Genomic DNA, 23586 nt, shown 5'->3' on the forward strand with positions numbered 1-23586 from the left:
GGGGGGGGGGGGGGCGGCTCGGCGGCGGCCGGGGGGCGCGGGGCGGCGTCCGCGGCGACGGCCCAGCCGAAGCCGGCCGAGCTGCTCCGGGCCTGCCGGCTCGCCATGGGGATCGGCATGCTGGCGATGCTGCTCCCGATGTGACCTCCGCGCGGCTCCCGATGTGACCTCCGCCGGAGACGTGTCCTGCGTCACCAAAGCCCCGGGGCCGTACCCGCAGGCAGGCCCGCGCTCATAGGCTGGCGGACATGATGGTCCCCGCCGTTCTCCTGCTGCTCGGCGCCCTGACCGCGGTGCTCGCCCCCCGCCTGCTGCGACGGGCCCGGTGGCCGGAGCGCGAACCCGTGGTCGCCCTGTGGGTGTGGCAGTGCGTGGTGGCCGCGGTGCTCCTGTGCTTCGGCCTGTCGATGCTGCTGAGCGCGGCGGCCGCCTGGCAGGTGGTCCGCGGCCGGCTCTTCGCCGCCGCCCCGCACGGTGTGGTCGACGCCTACGCCCTCGGCGCCTCCGGAGGCACCTGGGCCACCGGCACCGCGCTGCTGCTGGGGGCCGGAGCGCTGTGGACCGGGGCGATGCTGGGCCGCGAGGTGCTCCGGGCACGCACCCGGCGCCGGGTCCAGGACACCGAACTGCGCCTGCGCGCACCGCTGTTGCCCGGCGAGGAACCGGCGGGCGCACGGCTGGTCGTCCTGGAGGGCCCGCGGCCGGACGCCTGGTGGCTGCCCGGCGCGGCCCCGCAGCTGGTGGTCACGACGGCGGCCCTGGCGCGGCTGAAGGGGAGCCAGCTGGACGCCGTACTGGCCCACGAGCAGGGCCACGCGGCGGCCCGGCACGACTGGCTGCTGCACTGCTCGCGCGCGCTGTCCCGGGGGTTCCCGCAGGTGCCGGTCTTCGCGGCGTTCGAGGCGCAGATGCACCGCCTGGTCGAACTGGCCGCCGACGACGTGGCCTCGCGCCGCTTCGGGCGGCTGACGACCGCGCTGGCCCTGGTCGGGCTCAACGAGGACCGCGGGGTGTTCGGGCCGTCCCCGGCGCCGCAGGCCCACGTCCCGCAGCGGGTACGGCGGCTGCTGTCCGCCGCGCCCCGGCTGTCGGCCGGCCGGCGGCTGCGGCTGACGGCGCTGGCCGCGCTGGTGCCGGCGGTGCCGCTGCTGGTGGCGTTCGTACCGGGCCTGAGCGCGCTGTCCTAGCCGGCCCGGGTGCCCGCCGCCGGACGGTCCCGGGCGCGCCCGGAGCCCTTCGGGGGCCGCCGGTGCGACGATCGGGCGCATGCGGAACGACGACCGACACCTGCGCTGGACCGGCATCGGCTGCGCGCTGCTGGCGGTCGCCCTGACCGTGCTGGTGGTGGCGCGGTGGGAGCCGCTGCTCTCTCTCGACGGCCGGATCGCCCGCGACCTGCACGCCCGCGCGGTCGCCGGTCCGGGCACCACCCGCCTGATGCGGGTGCTCTCCGACTGGGTGTGGGACCCCTGGACGATGCGCGCCCTGGCCGCCGTGGCCTGCGTCGCGCTGTGGTGGCGGGGCGAGCGTCGGCGGGCGCTGCGGGTGGCCCTGGCCACGGTGGTGGCGTCGGTGGTGCAGCAGGGACTCAAGGCCCTGGTGGGGCGGGAGCGTCCTCAGTGGCCGGACCCGGTCGACTCGGCGCACTACGCGGCCTACCCGTCCGGCCACGCCATGACCGCGACGGTGGTGTGCGGGATGCTGCTGTGGCTGCTGCCCGGTGCGACACCGCGGTGGGCGGTCGCCGCCGCCTGGGCGGTGGCCGTCGTCTCGGTGCTCGGGGTCGGCTTCACCCGGCTCTACCTCGGGGTGCACTGGACCTCGGACGTCCTCGCGGGCTGGCTCCTGGGCGTGGCCCTGGTGGCTGTCGCGACGTCCGCGTACGGCTGCCACGGGCGTGCCTGCTCTGGGCGATCCCCCGTGTCACCCAGAGCAGGCGACTCCGCGCGCTGAGTATATTGGCTCAGAGCCAGTCAACGCAGCAGGAGCAAGCATGGTCCCGCGCAGCGCATCGGTCAATGAAGAATTGCGCAGACGTTCCAGGGAACGGCTGCTGCAGGCCACGGTCGACCTCGTCGCCGAGCGCGGCTACGAGGCCACGCGACTCGGCGACATCGCCGACCGGGCGGGCGCGGCACGGGGTCTGGTCTCGTACTACTTCCCGGGCAAGCGGCAGTTGCTGCAGTCGGCGGTGCACCGGCTGATGCACCTGACCTTGTCCGCGGCGCTGGAGCGCGAGCCGCGCCCCCGCGGTGCGGACGAGGGCCGCGAGCGCCTCGCCCGCGCCATCGACGCGACGCTGGGACTGGCGCGGGACCATCCGCGGCTGATGCGGACGCACATGGCGGGCATCCTGCAGGCGGAGGGCTTCATCCGGTGCCAGGAGCAGCAGCGGCTCGCCGAGCTGCTGCGGGACACGATGGCCCGGTACGGCTCGGCGGACGTGGACGCCGACTATCCACTGCTGCGGGCGCTGCTGATGGGCGCGGTGGTGGCGGTGCTGCTGCCGGGGGCGCCGATGCCGGCGTCCCGGCTGCGGGCGGAGCTGTTCCAGCGGTACGGGCTGGACTGGGAGCTGGGCGTCCCGCCGGACGGAGGACCACCCGGCGGAACCTTTCCCCGCTAGGAGCGGCGGCCCGCGGGCCGCCGGCCGGTCGCTAGTGGTACTCGGGCTGGGTCTGGACGTTGAGCCGGTCCATCCGCACCCACTTGGCGCTCACCGTCCGCCAGTCGTCGAGCCTGAGCACGTCGAGGCCCTTGGTGATGTCGTTCGAGTAGATGTGACCGTTGTAGTAGTACGCCGACCAGGAGCCGCCGAGCCCGAGCACGTCCGTGGTGAGCGGGCCGCGCTCGAAGTAGCCGATCTCCTTGGGCCTGGAGGAGTCGGTGAAGTCCCAGACCGAGATGCCGCCCTGGTACCAGGCCTGGACCATGATGTCGCGGCCGCCGCCGACCGGGACCAGCGAGCCGTTGTGGGCCACGCAGTTCTCGGTGTCGGCCTGGTGGCGCGGGATCTTGAAGTAGCTGCGGAAGGCGAGCTTGCGCTGGTCCCCGCGGCCGGTGATGTCGTAGATCCCGTCGGCGCCCCGGTGGGGGCCGGTGGCCTCGTTGCAGGTGGCGCCGCCACCGCCGCCGAGCTCGTCGGTGAACACCACCTTGTTCGCCCGCTCGTTGAAGGTCGCCGAGTGCCAGAACGCGAAGTTCACGTTGTCCTGGACCCGGTCGATGACCCGTGGCTGCTCGGGCCTGCTGATGTCGAAGAGGATGCCGTCACCCATGCAGGCTCCGGCGGCGAGGTTCTTCGAGGGCAGCACGGTGATGTCGTGGCAGCCGGTGGTCTTGGAGACGCCCGGGTTGGCGGGCCCGCCCGGGTTGCCGCCGTCCGGGAAGAGGATCGGGAAGGCGACGACGGCGGCCTTCGTCGGCGCCTTCTTCGGGACCTTCACCACGGAGATGCCGTCGTGCGGCGGCTTGCAGTCGGGGAAGGCCTCGTTCGGCGAGTAGGAGGCGACGTAGAGGTAGAGGTCGCGGCTGCCCGGCACCAGGGTGTGGGTGTGGGAACCGCAGGCGGTCTCCACGGACTTGATGTACTTGGGGTTCTTCTTGTCCTTGATGTCGAAGATCTTGATGCCCTCCCACGAGGACTTCTCCGTGGCGGGCTGCGAGACGCTGTTGCAGGAGTCGTCGCTGCGCGAGGAGTCGGTGGAGAGGAAGAGCAGGTCGCCGTGGACGGAGATGTCGTTCTGGCCGCCCGGGCAGAGCACCTGGGTGACCGTCTTCGGTGCCTTCGGGTTCCCGATGTCGTAGATCGTGAAGCCGTTGTAGTTGCCCGCGTACGCGTACCTGCCCTGGAACGCCAGGTCGGAGTTGATCACGGTGGGGTCGGCGCTCGGGATGTTGGCCAGCGGCTTGATGTTGGCACTGTGCACGATCTCGTCCTGGCCGGGTATCTCGCCCGGGGCGAGCGCCCGGCCCTCGACGAGGCCCGACTCCTGCTGTCCGGCCGTTCCCGGCGACATCTCACCCGGATCCGGTGTGGCGGCCGCGGGGCCGGCGGCCAGGAGCGTGGCGAGGCCGGCCGCCGCGACGACCGCTCCCAGACTCCTTTTCCGCACTCTGATGGTGTGCAACGAGGTCACTGTGCCTCCCATGGGAGTCCGATCGGTTCCTCGCCGGGTGGGCGCGGAACCAGGACCCCGGCAGTATCTTCCTTTCATGGACATGGCAAAAGGGCCACTCGGCCGATTCTCCGGAGCGGTTGTGGCCGCCGGCCTCCTGTCGGCACTCGCCGGCTGCCAGGCGGACCGGCCGCGGGACCGCGCCGACGACGGCCGGGCCGTGATCGTCGCGCCCGGCAGGCCCGGCGAGCAGGCGCGCACGCTCACACCCGAACAGGCCGCGCGGGAGAAGCCCGACGACAGCGCCAACGCCGCCGACCGGACCTACGTGCGGAACATGACCGAGCACCACCGGCAGGCCCTGACGATGAGCGCGCTGGCGCCGGCGCGGGCCGCGGCGGACGGCGTCCGACGCCTGGCGGAGCGGATCGAGGCCGCCCAGCGGCCCGAGATCGGGGCGATGGAGAAGTGGTCGGCCCTGCACCCCGCGCCGCAGGCGGACTCCGGCGCGCACCCGCACGACCACGGCACGATGCCGGGCATGGCCACCGAGCGGCAGCTGACGGACCTGGCCGCGGCCTCGGGGGCCGACTTCGACCGGCTCTTCCTGAAGCTGATGACCGCCCACCACGAGGGCGCCGTGAAGATGGCCGGCGAGGCGCTGGCCGGCGGCAACAACGTGGCGGTCGAGGAGATGGCCAACGAGGTCGTGGCCACGCAGAGCGCCGAGATCCACCGGATGCGCGCCATGGGCTGACGGCCCCGGCACCCGGTGTCATGCTGGTGACCACCCGCGTGAGGAGCTCCGCCGTGCTTCACATCGCCGTCGTCGGATCGGGCCCCAGCGGGGTCTACGCCGCGCAGACCCTGGTACAGCAGCGCGAGGTGCCCGGCGTCCGGGTCGACGTCCTGGACCGGCTGCCGGCCCCGTACGGACTGGTGCGCTACGGGGTCGCCCCCGACCACGAGAAGATCAAATCGCTGCAGGGCAGCCTGCGCGCCGTGCTGGAGGACGAGCGGATCCGTTTCCTCGGGAACGTCGAGGTCGGCGGGGAGGCACTGCCCCCGGGGCGGCTGCTGGAGCTGTACCACGCGGTCGTGTACTGCGTGGGGGCGGCGCGGGACCGGCTGCTCGGCATCCCCGGCGAGGACCTGGCGGGGGTGCGCTCCGCGACGGACTTCGTGGCCTGGTACAGCGGGCACCCGGACGCCGCGACGGCCGCCTTCGGCCTGGCCGGGGTGGAGTCGGCCGTGGTCGTCGGGGCGGGCAACGTCGCCGTGGACGTCACCCGGATCCTGGCCCGGGGCGCGGCCGAACTGGCCCCGACGGACATGCCGCAGCCGGCGCTCGGCGCGCTCGCGGACAGCGGGGTGCGCGCGGTGGCGATGGTCGCCCGACGCGGCCCCTCACAGGCGAGGTTCACCACCAAGGAACTGCGGGAACTGGGCACGCTGCCGGGGGTGGACGCCCGCGTGGATCCCGCCGAGCTGGCCCTGGACCCCGCGTACGCCGATCCGGTCGCGGCCGCCGCGCTGCCCGCGGTGGCCCGGCGGAACGTGGAGGCGCTGCGCGGCTGGGCCGAGGGCGGCGCGACCGGCGGGCCGCGCGCGATCACGCTGCGGTTCTACCTGCGCCCGTCGGAGGTGCTGGGCGGCCCGGACGGCCGGGTCACCGGGGTGCGCTTCGAGCGGACCGCCCCGGACGGGCACGGCGGAGTGACGGGGACGGGGGCGTACGAGGTCGTCCCGGCGCAGCTGGTGCTGCGCTCGGTGGGGTACCGGGGCGTCCCCCTGGCCGGTCTGCCCTTCGACCCGGTGCGGGGCACGGTCCCGCACGCGGCGGGCCGGGTGCTGCGCGGGGGCCGGGCCTCGGTGGGCGAGTACGTGGCGGGGTGGATCAAGCGCGGCCCGACGGGGGTGATCGGCACCAACCGCCCCTGCGCGAAGGAGACGGCGTCCTCGCTGCTCCAGGACGCGGGGCGGCTGGCCCTGCGCGAGCTGCCCGGCGACCCGCTGGACGCGATGCGGTCGGCGGGCCTGCGTCCGGTGGAGTGGCCGGGGTGGCTGGCGGTCGAGGCGGCCGAGGCGGAACTGGGCCGGTCGCTGGGGCGCCGCTCGGTGAAGATCCCGGACTGGGACGGCCTGCTGGGCGCGGCCGGCCGGACGTAGGCCGGACTGCCGGACGGGGGCCGCCGGGCCGTGGCGGCCGCGCGGCTACGCCAGGCGGGCTTCCTCGGCCGCCGCGGCCGTGAGGACGGAGTCGAGGAGACCCGGGAAGAGGGCCTCCAGCTCCTCGCGGCGCAGGGCGTTGAGCTTGGTGGTGCCGCGGTAGGTCTGGCGTACGACGCCGCTCTCCCGCAGCACGCGGAAGTGGTGCGTGGTGGTCGACTTGGTGACCGGCAGGTCGAAGTGCGAGCAGGCCAGGTCGGCGGCGGAGACGGCGAGGTCCCGGGTGATGGAGAGCCGGACCGGGTCGGAGAGCGCGTGGAGCACGCCCTCCAGCCGGATCTCGGCGGCCTCGGGGTGGGCGAGGGCGCGGGCCGTGTCGCGTTCCGTCATGTCCCTGCTCCACTCGCTCGACTCACTCGGCGCGCACGGTTCGCCCGAACCACCACTCGCCCGGGGCCCGTCGTGCCCGGCACCATCGTACGAGAGCCGTCGTAGGACCGGTGGCGCGCGGCGCGGACGGGGGCGTCCGCGCCGCGTCCGGTTCACCAGGAGAGGTGGTACGGCTCCGGGGTACGGAGCTCCCCGCCGAGTTCGGCGGCCGCGCGGCGGGCCCAGTAGGGGTCGCGCAGCAGCTCGCGGCCGAGCAGCACGGCGTCCGCCTCGCCGTTGGCGAGGATCTTCTCGGCCTGCTCCGGCTCGGTGATCAGGCCGACGGCGGCCACCGGGAGCGAGGTCTCGGCCTTGACCCGGGCCGCGAACGGCACCTGGTAGCCGGGGCCGACCGGGATCGTCACCCCGGGGGCGAGCCCGCCGGTGGAGACGTCGAGGAGGTCCACCCCGTGCTCCTGGAGCAGGCCGGCCAGCCGGACCGTCTCGTCCGCGGTCCAGCCGTCCTCCTCCAGCCAGTCGGTGGCGGAGATCCGGAAGAACAGCGGGAGTTCCACGGGCCACACCGCCCGTACGGCGTCGACCACTTCGAGCGCGAAGCGGGTGCGGTTCCCGAAGGAGCCGCCGTACGCGTCGGTGCGCCGGTTGCTGTGCGGGGAGAGGAACTCCCCGATCAGGTAGCCGTGGGCGCCGTGCACCTCCACGACCTCGTATCCCGCGGCCAGCGACCGTTCGGCGGCGGCCGCGAACTGCGCGGTGATCTCGTGGATCTGATCGACGGTCAGTTCGTGGGGCACCGGGCGGCCTTCGTGGAACGGCACGGCGCTGGGGGCGACCGGCTGCCAGCCGTGGGCCTCGGGGCCGACGGGGGCGCCGCCCTTCCAGGTCCGGTCGGTCGACGCCTTGCGGCCGGCGTGGGCGAGCTGGATCGCGGGGACCGCGCCCTGGGACTTCACGAAGGCGGTGATCCGGCGCAGCGCCTCGACCTGGGTGTCGTTCCAGATGCCGAGGTCGTAGGGGGAGATCCGGCCTTCCGGAGAGACCGCGGTGGCCTCCTGGACGATGAGGCCGGCGCCCCCGACGGCGCGGGCGGCGTAGTGCGCGAAGTGCCAGTCGCCGGCCACGCCGGCGTTCGGCCCGGAGGGCTCGGCGCTGTACTGGCACATCGCCGCCATCCACACGCGGTTCGGGACGGTGACCGACCGCAGGGTGTACGGCGCGAACAGGGCGGCGAAGGCGATGGGGGCAGCACTCATCAGGACTCTCCAGACGTCACCGGGCGCGCCGGGGATCGGCGGCTAAGTACGAGAACCACCGTACTACGAATCCCCTCGTACTACGAGACCTCTCGTACAAGCGCGTCCAGCTCCGCGCGCAGCGCCCCCGTCAGGGCGGCCAGATCAGGGACGGCGGCCGCGTCGGCGACCAGCCCGTAGTGGACCGTCCCCTTGTACGTGGAGACGGCGACGGCCAGGGACTGGCCGCGCGCCAGCGGGGCGAGGGGGTAGACCTCGCGGACCGTGCTGCCGCCGAGCGAGAAGGTCAGACCGGGCAGCGGAACGCTGGTGACCAGGATGTCGAAGAGCAACCGGGCGGCCTGGGCGACGAGCGGGCCGCCGAGGCGGTGACCGAGCGGGTGGACGTGGTCGGCGAGCAGGGCGACGGCTCCGGCGCCGCGGGCGGGCCCGGCGTCCTTGTTGCGGTCCATGGCGGCCCGGACCCGGTCCAGGCGCAGCAGCGGGTCCCGCTCGGCGAGGGGCAGCCGCAGCAGGTAGCCGGAGAGCCGGTTCCCGCCGCCGGCCCCGGCCCGGCCGCGGCGGGAGACGGGGATCAGCGCGCGCGGGCCCGGTCCGCGGGGCGCGGGGTCGCCGCGCTCCTCCAGCCAGCGGCGCAGCGCGCCCGCGACCATGGCGATCAGCACGTCGTTGACGGTCCCTCCGGCGGCCTTGCGCACCAGGTTGACCTCGTCCAGGCCGAGGGCGAGACCGGCGACCGCGCGGGCGGACCCGTCCGGGCCGGCGACCAGCGCCCCGGGCACGCCGAGCGGGAGCCCGGAGCGGGCCACGGCGGCCCCGATCTCCAGGGCCTGGCCGACGTCCTGGACCCGGGCGGCCAGGACACCGGGCAGTCGGCGCAGGGCGGAGCCGGCGTCCCTCTGGGCGGGGACCGGCCGGGCGGCGGCGGGGGTGCGCGGGGCCGGGCCCTCGTCGAAGAGCGAGGCCGCGAGCGCGAGGGCGCCGAGGCCGTCGGCGAGCGCGTGGTGGAACTTGAACAGCACCGCGAAGGAGTCCGGTTCCGGCCCGGCGAGCACGTGCGCCTCCCAGGGCGGCAGGTCCCGGTCGAGCGGCCGGGCCATGAGCGGGCCCGCCGCCTCGTGCGCGGTGGCGTTCCCGGTCCGTACGAGGAACACGTGCCGGGCCGCGTCGAAGTCCGGATCCGGTGACCAGGCGGCCGCTCCGACCGGCAGGAGTACGTCGTGGATCCGGCGGCGCAGGCCCGGTACGGCGGCGCAGCGCGCGGCGAGCAGTTCCGCGGCGCGCTCGGCGGCGCCGGGTCCGGCGGCCCGGAGGACCGCGAGGGCGCCCAGGTGCATGGGGTGGGCGCTGGATTCGATCCGCCAGAAGGCGAGGTCGAGCGGCGAAAGTTGCTCGGTGGCCACGTGGGTCCTCTCGCGTGTGGCGGCAGTGGCCTGAAGTCAATCCATTCCGAACACCTACATGCAAGCAGCAGTCATTTCTGTCGGGTAAATGATCGGGTAAATGATCTGCACCGATCAGTCGCGAGACCCACCGTGCCGCCCGCCGGGCCCCTGTCGGTGGGCGGGTGCAGACTGGCCGGAAAGACCCGCACGGCGGGCGCCGCACGGGCTCCCGGGCGGTTCCCGCAGGAAGCCAACGCCAGTGAACGACGTCCGGAGGTGCCGGCCATGGCCGACGTACTACTGCTCGTGGGAACCCGCAAAGGACTCTTCGTCGGCCGTCGGCGGGGCGGCGGCGGGTGGGAGTTCGACGGGCCCCACTTCAACGCCCAGGCCGTCTACGCGGTAGCCGTCGACCGGCGGGGGCCCGCGCCACGGCTGCTGGCCGGCGCGGACAGCCTGCACTGGGGGCCGTCCGTCTTCAGCTCCGACGACCTCGGGGCGACCTGGCGGGAGCCGGCCGCGGCGGCCGTGAAGTTCCCCAAGGACACCGGCGCCTCCCTGGAGCGGGTCTGGCAGTTGCACCCCGCGGGCCCCGAGGCCCCGGACGTGGTCTACGCGGGGACCGAGCCGGCCGCCCTGTTCCGCTCCACGGACCGCGGCGACTCCTTCGAGCTGGTCCGGCCGCTGTGGGAGCACCCGAGCCGGTCGAAATGGGAGCCCGGGGGCGGCGGCGAGGGACTGCACACGGTGATCACCGACCCGCGCGACCCGGAGGCGCTGACGGTGGCCGTCTCCACGGCCGGGGTGTTCCGCAGCGCGGACGGCGGGGCCAGCTGGTCGCCGTCGAACGACGGGGTCTCCGCGGTCTTCCTGCCCGATCCGCACCCCGAGTTCGGCCAGTGCGTGCACAAGATCGCCCAGGACGCCGCGGACAACGGCCGGCTGTACCTGCAGAACCACTGGGGGGTCTACCGCAGCGACGACGCGGGGGCCCGGTGGACCGACATCGGCGGCGGCCTCCCCTCCGACTTCGGCTTCGCGGTCGCCGCGCACCCGCACCGGGCGGACACCGCGTACCTCTTCCCGCTCAACGCGGACTCCGACCGGGTGCCGGCCGGGCACCGGTGCCGGGTCTTCCGCACCCGGGACGCGGGCGCCACCTGGGAGCCGCTCTCGAAGGGACTGCCCGACGGGGACCACTACGGCACCGTGCTCCGCGACGCGCTGTGCACGGACGACGCGGACCCGGCGGGCGTCTACTTCGGCAACCGCAACGGCGAGCTGTACGCGAGCCACGACGACGGCGACACCTGGCAGCTGCTGGCCGGGCACCTTCCCGACGTCCTGTGTGTACGGGCGGCCACGCTGGGCCAGTAGAGTGATCGACTGTGGCAGCACGACCGTTGAACGAGATCGTCGAGCCGGGCTGGGCCCGTGCTCTGGAGCCCGTGGCGGGGCAGATCACCGCCATGGGCGACTTCCTGCGCGCCGAGATCGCGGCGGGGAGGAGCTACCTACCCGCCGGGCCCCACGTGCTGCGCGCTTTCCAGCAGCCCTTCGACGAGGTCAAGGTCCTCATCGTCGGCCAGGACCCCTACCCCACCCCGGGGCACGCCGTGGGGCTGTCCTTCTCGGTGGCGCCCGAGGTGAGTCCCGTACCGCCGAGCCTGGACAACATCTTCCTGGAACTCCACCGCGACCTCGGCACGGGCCGCCCCGCCAACGGCGACCTCACCCCGTGGACCCGGCAGGGCGTCCTGCTGCTCAACCGCGCCCTGACGACCGCGCCCCGCCGGCCCAACGCCCACCAGGACAAGGGCTGGGAGGCCGTCACCGACCAGGCCATCCGCGCGCTCGCCGCGCGCGGCACGCCGCTGGTGTCCATCCTGTGGGGCCGTGCGGCGCGCAATCTGCGGCCGCTGCTCGGCGAACTCCCGGTGGTGGAGTCCTCGCACCCCTCCCCCAGGTCGGCGGACTACGGTTTCTTCGGCTCCCGGCCGTTCAGCAGGACGAACGACCTGCTCACGGGCCTGGGGTCACAGCCTGTCGACTGGCGCTTGCCGTCCGTCAGTTGATCGTATCTGACATTCACCGGATAAATACGGACAGATGCCACCCGAGAAGGCCCTGCCCGAACACCCGGTTCCGATAAGCCAGTAGCATGCGGCGCCATGAGCTCCCCCACTGGGCCCGCAAATGGCCTGCCCGTACGAATGCCGCGACCCCGCCAGACCGGACGGCACCGCCGGCCCGAGCCCGCGGCGGCGCCCGAGGGCGCGCCCGCGCTGGTGCTCGCCGTGCCCGGTGCCCCCTCGGCCTCCTCGCGGAGTCTCGCGGAAGAGATCATCAGCATCGGCCGCTCCGAGCTGCCGGGCCTCGACGCCCGGATCGGCTTCCTCGAGGGTGACGACGCCTCCGAGTTCCCGTCCCTGTCCGGTGCGCTGGACACCGTCGCGGCCGAGCGCGCGGCGCGGGCGGAGTTCGCCCGCGCCGCCGGGCACGAGGTGCCCGCGCAGAACGGCCCGGACGCCGTGGTCGTGCCCCTGCTGGCCGGTCCCGACGGCGGCCTGCTGCGCCGGATCCGCCAGGCCCTGATGGAGTCCTCGGCCGCCGCCGAGCTGGCCGACGTGCTCGGCCCGCACCCGCTGCTCGCCGAGGGTCTGCACGTGCGCCTGTCCGAGGCGGGCCTGGCCCGCGCCGACCGCGCCCGGCTCTTCACCGTGACCACCGCCGCCGACGGCATCGTGCTGGCCACCACCGGCGGCGAGGAGGCCGTGCAGGCCGCCGGGATCACCGGCATGCTGCTCGCCGCCCGTCTCGCCGTACCGGTGAAGGCCGCCGCGCTCGACGAGGAGGGTTCGGTGGCCGCGGTCGCCGAGCAGCTGCGCCGCGAGGGGTCGACGCAGCTGGCCCTCGCCCCGTACGTGATCGGCCCGGAAGCGGCCGGGGGCCTCCTGGACACCGCGTGCAAGGAGGCGGACTGCGCCACCGCCGAGGTCCTCGGCTCCTACCCGGCGCTGGGCAAGCTGGCCGTCGCGCAGTACTCGGCGGCCCTCGGGATCACGCAGGGCGCCGCCGCCCACTGAACCGCGCCCCGGCAGGGCCCGCACACCTTGGAAGGGCCCGCACACCGAAAGGGACCGTACCCGCGCCGGGTACGGTCCCTTCGGCGCGTGTCAGGCGAAGACCACACAGGTGGCCGCGGGGACGGCCACCGATCCGGCGCGGCGCGGCCGGCCGGTCAGCGGGTCCACGTCGAACCAGGTGACGTCCCCCGAGTGCTCGTTGGCCGCGTACAGCCTGCGCCCCGAGGGGTCCGCGACGAGGTCGCGCGGCCAGCTGCCGCCGCAGGCGACGGTGCCCGTGAGCTGCGGCTTCTCGGCTCCTCCGGCGAGCGAGAGGGTGGCGATCGTGTCGGCGCCCCGGACGGCGACCCAGACGAAGCGCCCGTCGGGCGAGACGACGACCGCCGAGGGGTAGGGCCCCACGGCCCCTCCACCGGCCCCGGAGGCGACCGGGACCTCCGCCACCGGGTCCAGCCGCCCGGACGCCGGGTCCCAGCGGCAGACGGTCAGCTGCGGCTCCAGCTCGTGCAGGACGTACACCACCGCGCCGTCCGGGTGGAACGCGAGGTGCCGCGGCCCGGTACCGGCCCGGAGCACTGTCTCGGCGTGCACCCGCAGCGCGCCGGTGGCCGGGTCGAGCGCGCAGACCCGTACGGAGTCGGTGCCGAGGTCCACGCTGAGCACCCAGCGGCCCGTCGGGTCGGTCAGCACCTGATGGGCGTGGGGGCGTTCCTGACGGCCGCTGTCAGGGCCGGAGCCCCGGTGCGCGAGGACCGAGGCGGGGCCGCCCGGACGTCCGTCGGCGTCGAGCGGCAGGCTGCTGACGCTTCCGGACGTGTAGTTCGCGGTGAACAGCCGCCGCCCGGCGACGCTCAGGTGCGTGGGGCCGGAGCCGCCGACGCGGACGGCCGGGCCGAGCGGCTCCAGGCCCCCGGCCGTGGGCCGGAAGGCGGCCACCGCGCCCGGCTCCGCCTCGCTCACCGCGTAGAGCACGCCGGTGTCCCGCGCGACGGCGAGGTACGAGGGGTCCTCGACGGCCCGGACGGCCGAGAGCACGGTGAGGGCCCCGGTCGCCGGATCGACGGCCGCGGTGGTGACACCGCGGCCGCCCCCCGAGGTGAACGAGCCGATGTGGGCCCGCTGTCCGCCGCCCCGGTCCGTACCGTCCACGCCGTCAACGATGTCGTCGCTGTCCACGGGGTTCGCCCTCTCCGCCGCTCTCGGATCCGTTCGGAGCCGACGGTAACAGAAGGTCTAGACCAAATCCCGCCCCTGGGCCCGTTCCTGAGCGCCGGGGTGGTGCACGTACGCGGTGCTGCTCGGCCGGTCCTCGTACGTGCGGTGGAAGACCGGGGTGGCCGAGCCGGAGATCGGCGGCACGATCCAGGACCAGTCCGCGCCCACGGGCCGGCCCTTGCGCTCCTCGCGCTCGACGTGGGTCAGGAACCGGCGGGACTCGGTGTGGTGGTCGGCGATGGTCACGCCGGCCCGGTCGAAGGAGTCCAGGACCGCCCGGTTCAGTTCGACGAGCGCGCGGTCCTTCCAGAGTGAGCGGTCGCTGGAGGTGTCCAGGCCCAGCCTGCGGGCGACGGCCGGGAGGAGGTTGTAGCGGTCGGTGTCGGCGAGGTTGCGGGCGCCGATCTCGGTGCCCATGTACCAGCCATTGAACGGGGCGGCCGGATAGTGGACGCCGCCGATCTCGAGGCACATGTTGGAGATGGCCGGTACGGCGTGCCAGCGCAGGCCCCACGCTCCCCAGCCGGGGTCGTCGGGGTGGCGGATCGGGACTTCGAGGACGGCGTCCGCGGGGGTGTCGAACCAGCGGGGCTTGTCGTTCACCCCTTGTACGACCAGCGGGAGCAGGTCGAAGGGGGTGCCGGCGCCGCCGGCCCAGCCGAGCCGGAGCAGGGCTTCGGTGAGCGGGGCGTTGCGGGCGTCCCCGACGGTCACGGAGGGGTGGTCGCCGTAGCCGGCGTAGCGGACCAGCTGCTCGCTCCAGATCAGCGGGCCGGGGCGGTCCGGGGCGTCCGGGGCGAAGACCGTGACGGTGGGCCGGACGCGGCCGTGGTGGGTCGCCTCCCGCAGGTGCGCGAAGCACTCGTCGGCGATCTCGTCCGACGCGACGAGCTCCCGGCGGTCGCGGACCCGCAAGGAGTTCCAGTAGAGCCTGCCTATGCAGCGGTTGCTGTTGCGCCAGGCCACGCGCGCCCCGTGGACCAGCTCCTCCGGGGTGTGCCGGTAGGTTCCCGTCCGCGCGAGCTCTTCCCGCACGGCGACGAGCCGGGCACCCGGAGCGCCGGCCTCCGGATTCTCCCGGTGGAAGAGCCGGATGAACTCCTCGGCCGCCTCCCACACCCGCGCGGTGGCGAAACGTTGTGGAGGTATTTCCATTTCGGGCGATCCCCCCTGTCGACCGGATCCACCCTGACGTGCCGGATGAACGTGCAATGCCCCCACACCCGTTGTACGTGTCGCAGGTCAGCGCCGTGCCGCAAGCGCGTGCGGAACACACCTCCGAGTGCTCCTCGGCCGACGGGCTGCGGGAGGGCCGGACTGGGGCGTATCATCCGCCCCCGTCCGGCAGTTGGCCGTACGGGTGGTCAGTGGCAGGGCCGGCTCATGTAGAGCGCCTGCTCCCCGGCGGCGGGCGTGCCGCCGTACAGGCTCGTGTCGAGGCCGCAGAAGGCGAATCCCATCCGCCGGTAGGCGTGCACGGCGGGGGCGTTGACGGTGCTGACCTCCAGCCACAGGTGGTCGGCGCCCCGTTCGCGGGCGAAGTCCGCCGCGCACTCCATGAGCCCGCGGCCGATGCCCCGCCCCCGGTCGTCCGGCGCGACCTCGATGTCCTCGACCGTCAGCCGCCGGTTCCAGGCGCCGTAGCCGACGGCGGCGAACCCGCGGACCCGGCCGCCGTGGAGGGCGACGTAGGTCCGCGCGTCCCCCGCGCTGTCCCTCCCGCCGCCGCCGAGCGCCTGCTCGTCGTGCTCCTCGGGCGGGAACACCTTGCGCACCGGCGGGTCCACGGGCACCTCGCGGAGGGCGAATCCGGTGTCGGACGCCGTCACCTCGAAGACGGTGGCGGTGGTGAAGGAGCTGTCCAGGGCCTCGATGGCGCCGGCGTCCTCGGGGCGGGCGAGCCGGTAGACGATGCCGTCGGCGGAGCCGGGTGCGGTGGTCATGGGAACCACGGTACGCAAAAAATCCCCCGGTCGAATTGGCTGGGCCAATTGACTGCCGAGGGATTGATGAGCGTATATTTGTCAGTTCACGACTTTACCTGAGGCGAAGTCGTGAAGAACCTTACGACGACACTGTAACGCGGCAGGAGTGCAATTGTCAACCGAGGAATTCCGGAAAGAGCAGCGATTCGTCACCGATCTCTATCGGCGCCTCGACGATCTTCGTGACCAGGCCGAACGTGCGGTCGCAGGGGCCTTGCGGGAGGTCGGCACCGGATTCCAGGCCCGCCTGGAACGGGATGTCCTGGTCGCCGAACAGTCGGGGCTGCTTTCCGCTCTCAATGCCGGGGAGAACGGTCTGTGTTTCGGCCGTCTGGAGTTCTCCGACGGCCGCGATCCGCACATCGGCCGGATCGGAATCCGCGCGGACGACGCGGACCGAACCCCCCTTGTCCTCGACTGGCGGGCCGAGGTGGCCCGCCCGTTCTACCTGGCCACCGGCCACACCCCGATGGGGCTGCGCCGCCGCCGGCACATCGGCAGCCGGGGGCGGGAGGTCACCGCCCTCCACGATGAGATCCTCGACCTCGCCGACGCGGAGCGCACGGGCCACGAGGCCGCCGACGCGGACGCGGTGCTGCTCGCCGCGCTCGACGCCGCCCGGACGGGCCGCATGCACGACATCGTGCGCACCATCCAGGCGGAGCAGGACCGGGTGATCCGCTCCACCCCCCGCGGGGTGCTGGTCGTCGAGGGCGGTCCGGGCACCGGGAAGACCGCCGTCGCGCTGCACCGCGCCGCCTACCTGCTGTACGCCCACCGCGAGCTGCTGGCCAAGCGCGGGGTGCTGATCGTCGGCCCCGGCCCCGCCTTCCTCGGCTACATCGGCGGGGTCCTCCCCGCGCTCGGCGAGACGGGCGTGCTGCTCGCGGCGCCGGGCGAGCTGTTCCCCGGGGTCCGCGCCACCGGAACCGACCGTCCCGGAGCCGCCGCGGTCAAGGGCCGGGCCGGGATGGCCGAGGTGCTGGCCCGGGTGGTCGCCGACCGGCAGTGCCTGCCGCAGACCCTGCCGGCGGACAGCGGCGAGGAGTACGACACCGTCCCCGAGCCCGCCCTGGAGATCGACCACGACGACTACGGGGTCCTGCTGCTGGACCGCACCATCGCCCACGCGGCCCGGGACCACGCCCGCGCCACCGGGCTGCCGCACAACCGGGCGCGGCCCGCGTTCGCCTTCCGGGTGGTCGACGCCCTCACGGACCGGCTCGTGGACCGGCTCGGCGCCGATCCGTACGGCGGGCCGAACCTGCTGGGGCCGGACGACGTCGCCCAGATCGGCAAGGAGATCGCCATGAGCCCCGCCGTGCACGCGGCGATCGACACGCTGTGGCCCTGCCTCACCCCCGAGCGGCTGGTCCGCGACTTCCTGGCCGCTCCCACCCACCTGCCCGCCCACGAGGCGGCCCTGATCCGGCGCGCGGACACCGGCGCCCCGGACTGGACGCCGGCGGACGTACCGCTGCTGGACGAGGCGGCCGAGCTGCTCGGGGAGGACGACGGCGCCCGGCGGGCCGCCGAGGAGCGGGAGCGGGCGCGGCGCGTCGCGTACGCGCAGGGGGTGCTGGACCTGTCGCAGGGCTCGGACTCGTACGAGTTCGAGGACGAGGAGAACGAGTTCCTCGCGGCGCACGACGTCATCGACGCCGAGCGGATGGCCGAACGGTACGAGGAGGCAGACCACCGGAGCACCGCGGAGCGGGCCGCGGCGGACCGGACCTGGGCCTTCGGGCACGTCATCGTGGACGAGGCGCAGGAGCTGTCGGCGATGGCGTGGCGGCTGCTGATGCGGCGCTGCCCGACCCGGTCGATGACCCTGGTCGGCGACCCGGCGCAGACGGCGGAGGAGGCGGGCTGCGGTGCGTGGGAGCGCGCCCTCGACCCGTACGTGGGCGACCGCTGGGAGCTGGTCCGGCTGGACGTGAACTACCGGACGCCCGCCGAGGTGATGGAGGTGGCGGCGGCGGTGCTGCGGGCGCGCGACCCCGCGTTCGAGCCGCCGCGCTCGGTACGGTCGACCGGGGTGCGGCCGTGGGCGCGCGCCGCCGGCGCCGACCTGGCGGGAGCCGTCGCGCAGGCCGTGGAACGGGAGCTGCGGGAGCGGGACCGGCCGGAGCGGGGGCGGCTCGCGGTGATCGCGCCGCGCGCGCTGCACGCCGGGCTGGCCGCGGTGCTGCCCGGGGTCCGGGCGGACGCCGAGCCGGACCTGACCCGCGAGGTGGTCCTCCTCGGCCCCCGGCAGGCGAAGGGGCTGGAGTTCGACACGGTGGTCGTGGTGGAGCCGGGTGCCCTGCGGCCGAGCGACCTGTACGTGGCGCTGACCCGCGCGACGCAGTCGCTCGGCATGGTGCACACGGCGGGCCGGCTGCCGGCGGGGCTGGAAGGGGCGCCGGCGGAGCTGCTGCGACGCTGCTGAGGCCCCCGCGGGCGCGGGTGTGGCTCAGGCGCGGACCAGGGGGCTGCGGGGGTCGCTGCGCAGGGGCGCCGCCAGCTCGGCGAGGGCCCGCTCCAGGCCGTGCAGGTGGACCAGGGCGGCCGGTTCGGTGGCGGCGGGGCGGGCCTGGGTGGGCCGCTCCAGCTCCCGTTCGCCGGCGGTGAGCGCCTCGACCGCGGCCTCGACGCGCCAGCAGGCGGCCGCCAGCCGGGCGTCGTGCGAGGCCGCCGGGTCGGCGGCGACCGCCGCCAGGCCGCGCACCTCGCGCGCGCACTCGTCCAGCAGGGCGACGACCTGCCGGGCCCGGGCCTTGCGGGCGCGGAACGGGCTGAGCGGGTGCACCAGCGGGGCGAGGGCCATCCGTACCCGCGCGAGCAGCAGCTCCAGCTCGGCGGCGTGCGGGGCGGGGTCGGCCCCAGCCGTGTGGGCGAGACGGGCCGCGGCTTCCGCGGTGGCCGCGTGCACACAGCGCAGGGCGCGCTGGATCCAGGCGTGGTTGGTGGCGTGAGTGGTGACCGGGAGCACGAGGACCACGGCGAGGGCGGCTCCGACGGCGCCGATGGCGGTCTCCTGGAACCGCAGGAGCAGCAGGCCGGGGTGCAGGACCCCGAGGAGCCCGTAGAGCAGTCCGGCCATGACGGTGACGAAGAACATCATCCAGGAGTACGAGGGGGCCGCGGTGTAGAAGATCCCGAAGACGCACACGGCGACCAGCGCGGCGGTCGGAGCGGGCGCCCCGTGCAGCGGTACGGCGATCAGCAGCCCCGCGGCGATGCCGGCGACGGTGCCGACGACGCGGCGGAAGCCGCGGACCAGGGTCTCGCCCCGGGAGGCGGTGTTCACGAAGATCCACCAGGCGGTGCCGACGGCCCAGTACCAGCGGTCCTCGGAGAGCGCCTGACCGATGCCGAGGGCGAAGGAGCAGGCCAGGGTGGCCTGGACGGCCTGCCGGGTGGTGGGCCGGGCGATCCCCGCGCCCGGCAGCCCGGGCGGGGCGGCGGCGGGCGGGGTGCGGCGCTCGATGGGCCACAGCACGAAGCGCACGGCGGCGGACGCCAGCAGCGCCAGCCCGACGGCGGCGAACAGCTCGGGGAGCTGGGCCGGTACGGCGTGCAGGAACTGCGTCACGAAGAACATCATGAAGCCGAAGATGCCGAGGGCGTGCCCGCGCGGGCCGAAGCGGCGGGCGTAGACCCCGGCGAAGACGACGGCGAGGAACGCGCCGTCCCGGGCGAGCGGCACCCCGTGCAGCGTGGTGGCCAGCGCCAGCACCGGGAATCCGGCGACCGGGAGCAGGGCGGTGGTGATCCGCTGGGCGCGCACGGTGGGGTCGAGCACGGTGAACAGGGCGAGCAGGGCCGCCAGTCCCCCGGTGATGGAGGCGGTCAGGGAGAGCCCGGCGAGCTCGGCCGTCAGCACGGCGAGCGCGACGCCGACGACGGCGCGGGACGAGTTCCTCAGCCTCAGACGCCCCGGATCCGGAGCCACGAACATCCTCTTCACGGCGGTGTGCCGCCCCCCTCGCGATGGCGCACGCCGGCGCGCGGTCCGCCCGGGGGTGGTGGGCGGCGTACGGGCACGGCGAAGGCGCCGCGCTCCGGATCGGCTTCGTTGCCGTCCGGCGCCGCGCGGCGCCGTAAGTACATGGATACGCCACAGATAACCACCTCATGGGGCAATGGCTCAAATGGACTCGCCGGGACTGGGCCAATGGCACACCCGGGAGCCGCGGTCCGCGGCCATGAGCGGACCATCGGACCGGCTCGACGCCCCGCCTCCGTGTCCGCGTCGGGCCGGGTGGCGGGGAGCCACCGGAGCGTGGCGGAGCTCGCGCGGGAGATCCGGTGCGCCGTCCGGGAGCGGGTTGCGGAAGGCCGGTCCCCGTGGGTGAAGATGACCGGATGAACCAGGAGACGGGCCGTGGGGCCGGGGCGCTCGCGGACGGGCCGGAGCGGGGCGGCTTCCGGCTGGCGGCGTACGCCGTGTGCGTCGAGGACGGGCGGGTCCTGCTCGTCCATCACGCGTCGGGGTGCTGGACCCTTCCGGGCGGCCGGGTCGAGCACGCGGAGGACCCGTTCGACGCGGTGGTCCGGGAGGTCTCCGAGGAGACCGGCTGCGACGCGGTGGTCGAACGCCTGCTGGGCGTGGACTCCCGGGTGATCCCCGCGTCCGAGGCGCACGCGGGCATCGCCCACCAGAACGTGGGCGTCTTCTACGGGGTCCGCATCACCGGCGGCGTGCTCCGGCCCGAGCCGAACGGCGAGACCGTCGGGTCGGTCTGGACCCCGTTCCCCGAGGTCGCCTCCCTGCGCCGGTCGTCCCTGGTCGACGTCGGTCTCGCCCTGGCGCGGAGCCTCCCGGTGACCGGGCACGTCGCCCCGGTCCCGGTCGCGGGGCTGGTCGAGCACTGAGACGCCGCGTCCCCGGTGGGCCAGGTGGCCCGGTGGACCAGGTCGGCCCGCACGCCTACCGATGATCGGAACGTTTCCCCCCTGACCGCTTCCTGAGCGTTTCCGTGCCAAGTGACGCATGCGTACTGCACACCCCATCGGTGACAGCCGTGACTGTCGCGGTGCCCGCCGCGGGTGACACGGTAAGTCCGCAGCCGACCGAGGGAGCAGGAGTGAACAAGGGGTACGCCGCCTTCTGCGACGCCGACCAGTGGTTCTACGACGCGCCGTACCGGCGGGCCGAGGAGAACTACCGGGCCGCGCTCGCCCCCGTACCGCAGGGGTGGCAGTCGCACCGCAGCGGGGACTGGTACGCCTTGCGGCCCCTCGGATGCGAACTGCCCTCCCAGGGCTGGAAGATCCACGTCTCGGCCTGCCTGGACAACGCCGAATCCGTGCTGGAGCGGGTGTACGACTACTGCACGGCGCGGCACATCGCCTTCAAGTTCGTGCCGAGCCGCTACCTGCTGCACCTGCGCAATGCCAAGTACGCCGACCGCGCGGCCAGCGGGAAGTTCCTGACCGTGTACCCGGCGGACGACGAGCAGTGCCGGCGCATCGCCGAGGACCTCGACGCCCTGATCGGCGGCGAACCCGGCCCGTACATCCTGAGCGACCTGCGCTGGGGCGCCGGTCCCGTCCACCTGCGCTACGGCAGCTTCACGCTGCGGCACTGCTACGACGAGAACGGCGAGCTGGTCCCCGCGATCGAGGACCCGGACGGCGTGCTGGTGCCGGACCCGCGCGGACCGGTGTTCCAGCCGCCGGCGTGGCTCGACCTGCCCGGCTTCCTGAAGCCGCACCTCGACGCCCGCTCCGCGGTCACCCTCGCCGGGGTTCCCTACACGGTCGAGCGGGCCCTGCACTTCTCCAACGGCGGCGGGGTGTACGCCGGCCGCGACACCCGCACCGGCGAGCCGGTGGTGCTCAAGGAGGCCCGGCCGTACGCGGGTCTCGCCGCCGACGGCGCCGACGCCGTGAAGCGGCTGCACCGGGAGCGCACGGCCCTCGAACGGCTGGCCGGGCTGGACCGCGTACCGGAGGTCCGCGGCACCTTCACGGTCGGCGAGCACCACTTCCTGGTCATGCAGTACCTGGAGGGCAAGCCGCTCAACACCTACTTCGCCCACCGGCACCCGCTCATCGAGGCGGACCCGGACCCCGCGGAACTCGCCGCCTACACGGACTGGGCGCTGAAGATCCACCGCCTCGTGACGGAGGCCGTCGACGCCGTGCACGCCCGGGGGGTGGTCTTCAACGACCTGCACCTCTTCAACATCATGGTCGCGGAGGACGAGGCGGGCGAACCGTCCGTCGCCCTCCTGGACTTCGAGGCCGCCGCGCACATCGGCGAGGGGCTGCGGCAGACGGTCGCCAATCCGGCGTTCGTCGCGCCGCCCGGGCGGCGCGGCTTCGCCGTGGACCGCTACGCCCTCGCCTGCCTGCGGCTCGCCCTGTTCCTGCCGCTGACGAGCCTGCTCGTACTGGACCGGGCGAAGGCCGTGCACCTGGCCGACATCGCCGCCGAGCAGTTCCCCGTACCGCGCCGGTTCCTCGACGAGGCCGTCGAGGAGATCCTCGCCGGGCCGGACGGGGCCACCCCCGCGGCCGTGGCCGGCGGCGGGCGGATACCCGCTCCGGACGGGCCCTATCTCCCCGTGGAGCCCGGCGACTGGCCGGCCGCCCGGGACTCGATGACGGCGGCGATCCGCGCCTCGGCCACGCCCGGCCGCGAGGACCGGCTCTTCCCCGGCGACATCGCCCAGTTCGCGGCGGAGGGTGGCGGCATCGGCTTCGGGTACGGCGCGGCCGGGGTGCTGTACGCCCTGGCCGAGACCGGGGCGGCGCCGTGGCCCGAGGCCGAGGAATGGCTGCTGGCCCGGACCAAGGAACCCGGCTCCGGGACCCCGCTCGGCTTCTACGACGGGCTCGCCGGAACCGCGTGGACCCTGGAGCGGCTCGGCCACCGGGACCGGGCGCTCTCCCTCGCCGAACAACTGCTCCGCCAGCCCTGGCAGCACGTCGGACCGGACCTGCACGGCGGGCTCGCCGGCATCGGACTGGCCCTGGACGCGCTCGGCACGTCCACCGGGGAGGGCGCCCTGCACGACGCGGCGGTGCGCTGCGCCGAACTGGCCGCCCGGGCGGTCCCGGAGCTGACCCGCGCGGGCCTGCTGCACGGCGGATCGGGACCGGCGCTGCTCTTCCTGCGGCTGTACGAGCGCACCGGCGACCGGGAGTACCTGTCGCACGCCGGCGACGCCCTGCACCGCGACCTCGACCGCTGCGTGACCAGCGTGTTCGGCACGCTCCAGGTGGACGAGGGCCGGCGCACGATGCCCTATCTGGGCGCCGGCAGCGTGGGCATCGGCATGGTGCTCGACGACTGGCTGGGGCACGCCGCGGACCCGCGGTTCGAGCAGGCCCGGCTGGAGATCGTACGGGCCGCCCAGGCGACCTTCTACGCGCAGCCCGGGCTCTTCCGCGGCGCCGCCGGAATGATCCTCCACCTGGCCCGGACCACCACGCCGGGGCCCGGCACCCGGGATGCCGACATCGCCCGCCAGATCGACGCGCTGGCCCGGCACGCGGTGCCGTACCGGGGCCGTCTGGCCTTCCCCGGCGAGCAGTTGATGCGCCTGTCCATGGACCTGTCCACGGGCACCGCGGGCGCCCTGCTCGCCCTCGGCGGCGCCGCGCCCGGCGGGCGCGCGCAGCTGCCGTTCCTCCCGCCGCCGCGGCGCGCCGCGGTGGCCCCAGAGCCGGTCCCGAACCCCGGGGCCGTGACCCATCGGAACACTCCTTCGAAGAAGAGGAAAACGACATGACCCTTCTCGACCTGCAGTCGATGGAAACCCCCAAGGAAGAGATCACCGAGGCCGCAACCGGCGGCGGCAGCCGCGCCAGCCTGCTCCTCTGCGGAGACAGCAGCCTGAGCATCACGACCTGTAACTGACCCAGGTCTTTCCCGGGCCCGGGCGGTTCGCCGCCCGGGCCCGCACCACGTTCCGCACGGCACCGGTCCACACGGTTCCGTGCGGCACGTTCCACACACGTCCGCACCGCACGTCCGCACCACACGTTCC

General features: G+C 74.5%; 20 protein-coding genes. 12 read left to right on the forward strand and 8 right to left on the reverse strand.

Annotated features, from left to right (window positions below):
• Positions 1 to 248: 248 nt before the first annotated feature.
• The 3 genes from ABT106_RS13430 (at position 249) to ABT106_RS13440 (ending at position 2626) form a co-directional block, all read left to right on the forward strand.
• The gene (locus tag ABT106_RS13430; RefSeq protein WP_351276157.1) at positions 249 to 1187 is read left to right on the forward strand and encodes a M56 family metallopeptidase; all 939 of its coding nucleotides are present in this window, start codon (positions 249 to 251) and stop codon (positions 1185 to 1187) included.
• 79 nt (positions 1188 to 1266) lie between these two features.
• Positions 1267 to 1953 carry a phosphatase PAP2 family protein gene (locus tag ABT106_RS13435; protein WP_351276159.1) on the forward strand — a complete coding sequence of 229 codons (687 nt, stop codon included), beginning with the start codon at positions 1267 to 1269 and terminating at the stop codon, positions 1951 to 1953.
• Between the two features lie 40 nt (positions 1954 to 1993).
• Positions 1994 to 2626, forward strand: a complete 633-nt coding sequence (locus ABT106_RS13440; protein ID WP_351276161.1) for a TetR/AcrR family transcriptional regulator — start codon at positions 1994 to 1996, stop codon at positions 2624 to 2626.
• 31 nt (positions 2627 to 2657) lie between these two features.
• Here the strand turns inward: ABT106_RS13440 and ABT106_RS13445 are convergent, their stop codons facing one another.
• Positions 2658 to 4139, reverse strand: coding sequence for an LVIVD repeat-containing protein (locus tag ABT106_RS13445; RefSeq protein ID WP_351276224.1), 1482 nt, complete (start codon positions 4137 to 4139; stop codon positions 2658 to 2660).
• A 76-nt stretch (positions 4140 to 4215) separates the two neighbouring features.
• On the opposite strand from ABT106_RS13445, the gene ABT106_RS13450 reads away from it, so the two are divergent.
• Complete coding sequence (locus ABT106_RS13450; RefSeq protein WP_351276163.1) at positions 4216 to 4875, forward strand: DUF305 domain-containing protein; 660 nt, start codon at positions 4216 to 4218, stop codon at positions 4873 to 4875.
• A 53-nt stretch (positions 4876 to 4928) separates the two neighbouring features.
• Positions 4929 to 6287: an FAD-dependent oxidoreductase gene (locus tag ABT106_RS13455; RefSeq protein ID WP_351276165.1), complete on the forward strand. Its 1359-nt coding sequence runs from the start codon at positions 4929 to 4931 to the stop codon at positions 6285 to 6287.
• Positions 6288 to 6332: 45 nt separating this feature from the next.
• Here the strand turns inward: ABT106_RS13455 and ABT106_RS13460 are convergent, their stop codons facing one another.
• The 3 genes from ABT106_RS13460 to ABT106_RS13470 all read right to left on the reverse strand — a co-directional run bounded on the left by ABT106_RS13460 (position 6333) and on the right by ABT106_RS13470 (position 9333).
• Complete coding sequence (locus ABT106_RS13460) at positions 6333 to 6677, reverse strand: ArsR/SmtB family transcription factor (RefSeq protein ID WP_351276167.1); 345 nt, start codon at positions 6675 to 6677, stop codon at positions 6333 to 6335.
• 152 nt (positions 6678 to 6829) lie between these two features.
• Complete coding sequence (locus ABT106_RS13465) at positions 6830 to 7930, reverse strand: NADH:flavin oxidoreductase/NADH oxidase (protein WP_351276169.1); 1101 nt, start codon at positions 7928 to 7930, stop codon at positions 6830 to 6832.
• An 80-nt stretch (positions 7931 to 8010) separates the two neighbouring features.
• A complete protein-coding gene (locus ABT106_RS13470) occupies positions 8011 to 9333 on the reverse strand; it encodes a wax ester/triacylglycerol synthase family O-acyltransferase (RefSeq protein ID WP_351276171.1) in 1323 nt (440 codons plus the stop codon).
• 267 nt (positions 9334 to 9600) lie between these two features.
• On the opposite strand from ABT106_RS13470, the gene ABT106_RS13475 reads away from it, so the two are divergent.
• The 3 genes from ABT106_RS13475 to ABT106_RS13485 all read left to right on the forward strand — a co-directional run bounded on the left by ABT106_RS13475 (position 9601) and on the right by ABT106_RS13485 (position 12401).
• Positions 9601 to 10692 carry a WD40/YVTN/BNR-like repeat-containing protein gene (locus ABT106_RS13475; RefSeq protein ID WP_351276173.1) on the forward strand — a complete coding sequence of 364 codons (1092 nt, stop codon included), beginning with the start codon at positions 9601 to 9603 and terminating at the stop codon, positions 10690 to 10692.
• An 11-nt stretch (positions 10693 to 10703) separates the two neighbouring features.
• The gene (locus ABT106_RS13480; protein ID WP_351276175.1) at positions 10704 to 11390 is read left to right on the forward strand and encodes a uracil-DNA glycosylase; all 687 of its coding nucleotides are present in this window, start codon (positions 10704 to 10706) and stop codon (positions 11388 to 11390) included.
• Positions 11391 to 11486: 96 nt separating this feature from the next.
• On the forward strand, positions 11487 to 12401 hold the full coding sequence (locus ABT106_RS13485; protein WP_351276177.1) for a sirohydrochlorin chelatase: 915 nt from the start codon (positions 11487 to 11489) through the stop codon (positions 12399 to 12401).
• A gap of 90 nt (positions 12402 to 12491) precedes the next feature.
• On the opposite strand, the gene ABT106_RS13490 is transcribed toward ABT106_RS13485, so the two are convergent.
• The 3 genes from ABT106_RS13490 to ABT106_RS13500 form a co-directional block, all read right to left on the reverse strand.
• Complete coding sequence (locus tag ABT106_RS13490; RefSeq protein WP_351276179.1) at positions 12492 to 13577, reverse strand: lactonase family protein; 1086 nt, start codon at positions 13575 to 13577, stop codon at positions 12492 to 12494.
• Positions 13578 to 13634: 57 nt separating this feature from the next.
• Positions 13635 to 14771, reverse strand: a complete 1137-nt coding sequence (locus tag ABT106_RS13495) for a nitric oxide synthase oxygenase (RefSeq protein WP_351276181.1) — start codon at positions 14769 to 14771, stop codon at positions 13635 to 13637.
• Positions 14772 to 14980: 209 nt separating this feature from the next.
• Entirely contained in the window at positions 14981 to 15559 is a 579-nt protein-coding gene (locus ABT106_RS13500) for a GNAT family N-acetyltransferase (RefSeq protein ID WP_351276182.1), read from the reverse strand.
• A 154-nt stretch (positions 15560 to 15713) separates the two neighbouring features.
• Between ABT106_RS13500 and ABT106_RS13510 the strand changes: the two genes are divergently transcribed.
• Complete coding sequence (locus ABT106_RS13510) at positions 15714 to 18032, forward strand: HelD family protein (RefSeq protein ID WP_502979347.1); 2319 nt, start codon at positions 15714 to 15716, stop codon at positions 18030 to 18032.
• 24 nt (positions 18033 to 18056) lie between these two features.
• Here ABT106_RS13510 and ABT106_RS13515 read toward each other — a convergent pair whose 3' ends face one another.
• Positions 18057 to 19544 (reverse strand): FUSC family protein, encoded by a 1488-nt coding sequence (locus ABT106_RS13515; RefSeq protein WP_351276226.1) that lies wholly within the window; start codon positions 19542 to 19544, stop codon positions 18057 to 18059.
• Between the two features lie 407 nt (positions 19545 to 19951).
• Here ABT106_RS13515 and ABT106_RS13520 point away from each other — a divergent pair, with 407 nt between their 5' ends.
• From ABT106_RS13520 to ABT106_RS13530, 3 genes are all read left to right on the forward strand, one after another.
• Positions 19952 to 20461 (forward strand): NUDIX hydrolase, encoded by a 510-nt coding sequence (locus ABT106_RS13520; RefSeq protein WP_351276188.1) that lies wholly within the window; start codon positions 19952 to 19954, stop codon positions 20459 to 20461.
• Positions 20462 to 20673: 212 nt separating this feature from the next.
• The gene (gene lanKC / locus ABT106_RS13525; RefSeq protein WP_351276190.1) at positions 20674 to 23328 is read left to right on the forward strand and encodes a class III lanthionine synthetase LanKC; all 2655 of its coding nucleotides are present in this window, start codon (positions 20674 to 20676) and stop codon (positions 23326 to 23328) included.
• The gene (locus ABT106_RS13530) at positions 23325 to 23456 is read left to right on the forward strand and encodes a SapB/AmfS family lanthipeptide (RefSeq protein ID WP_351276192.1); all 132 of its coding nucleotides are present in this window, start codon (positions 23325 to 23327) and stop codon (positions 23454 to 23456) included. The genes lanKC and ABT106_RS13530 overlap by 4 nt, the downstream gene beginning before the upstream one ends.
• Positions 23457 to 23586 lie beyond the last annotated feature (130 nt).

Origin of the sequence: Streptomyces sp. NPDC002044 (genome assembly GCF_040296725.1) — a bacterium.
In the GTDB taxonomy this organism is placed as follows: Bacteria; Actinomycetota; Actinomycetes; order Streptomycetales; family Streptomycetaceae; genus Streptomyces; species Streptomyces antarcticus.

Excerpts from the sequence above, each read along its gene's own strand:
- ABT106_RS13430 (WP_351276157.1), top strand. The coding sequence starts at position 249 with ATGATGGTCCCCGCCGTTCTCCTGCTGCTCGGCGCCCTGACCGCGGTG.
- ABT106_RS13435 (WP_351276159.1), top strand. The coding sequence starts at position 1,267 with ATGCGGAACGACGACCGACACCTGCGCTGGACCGGCATCGGCTGCGCG.
- ABT106_RS13440 (WP_351276161.1), top strand. The coding sequence starts at position 1,994 with ATGGTCCCGCGCAGCGCATCGGTCAATGAAGAATTGCGCAGACGTTCC.
- ABT106_RS13450 (WP_351276163.1), top strand. The coding sequence starts at position 4,216 with ATGGACATGGCAAAAGGGCCACTCGGCCGATTCTCCGGAGCGGTTGTG.
- ABT106_RS13460 (WP_351276167.1), bottom strand. The coding sequence starts at position 6,677 with ATGACGGAACGCGACACGGCCCGCGCCCTCGCCCACCCCGAGGCCGCC.
- ABT106_RS13465 (WP_351276169.1), bottom strand. The coding sequence starts at position 7,930 with ATGAGTGCTGCCCCCATCGCCTTCGCCGCCCTGTTCGCGCCGTACACC.
- ABT106_RS13475 (WP_351276173.1), top strand. The coding sequence starts at position 9,601 with ATGGCCGACGTACTACTGCTCGTGGGAACCCGCAAAGGACTCTTCGTC.
- ABT106_RS13485 (WP_351276177.1), top strand. The coding sequence starts at position 11,487 with ATGAGCTCCCCCACTGGGCCCGCAAATGGCCTGCCCGTACGAATGCCG.
- ABT106_RS13495 (WP_351276181.1), bottom strand. The coding sequence starts at position 14,771 with ATGGAAATACCTCCACAACGTTTCGCCACCGCGCGGGTGTGGGAGGCG.
- ABT106_RS13500 (WP_351276182.1), bottom strand. The coding sequence starts at position 15,559 with ATGACCACCGCACCCGGCTCCGCCGACGGCATCGTCTACCGGCTCGCC.
- ABT106_RS13515 (WP_351276226.1), bottom strand. The coding sequence starts at position 19,544 with ATGTTCGTGGCTCCGGATCCGGGGCGTCTGAGGCTGAGGAACTCGTCC.
- ABT106_RS13520 (WP_351276188.1), top strand. The coding sequence starts at position 19,952 with ATGAACCAGGAGACGGGCCGTGGGGCCGGGGCGCTCGCGGACGGGCCG.
- ABT106_RS13530 (WP_351276192.1), top strand. The coding sequence starts at position 23,325 with ATGACCCTTCTCGACCTGCAGTCGATGGAAACCCCCAAGGAAGAGATC.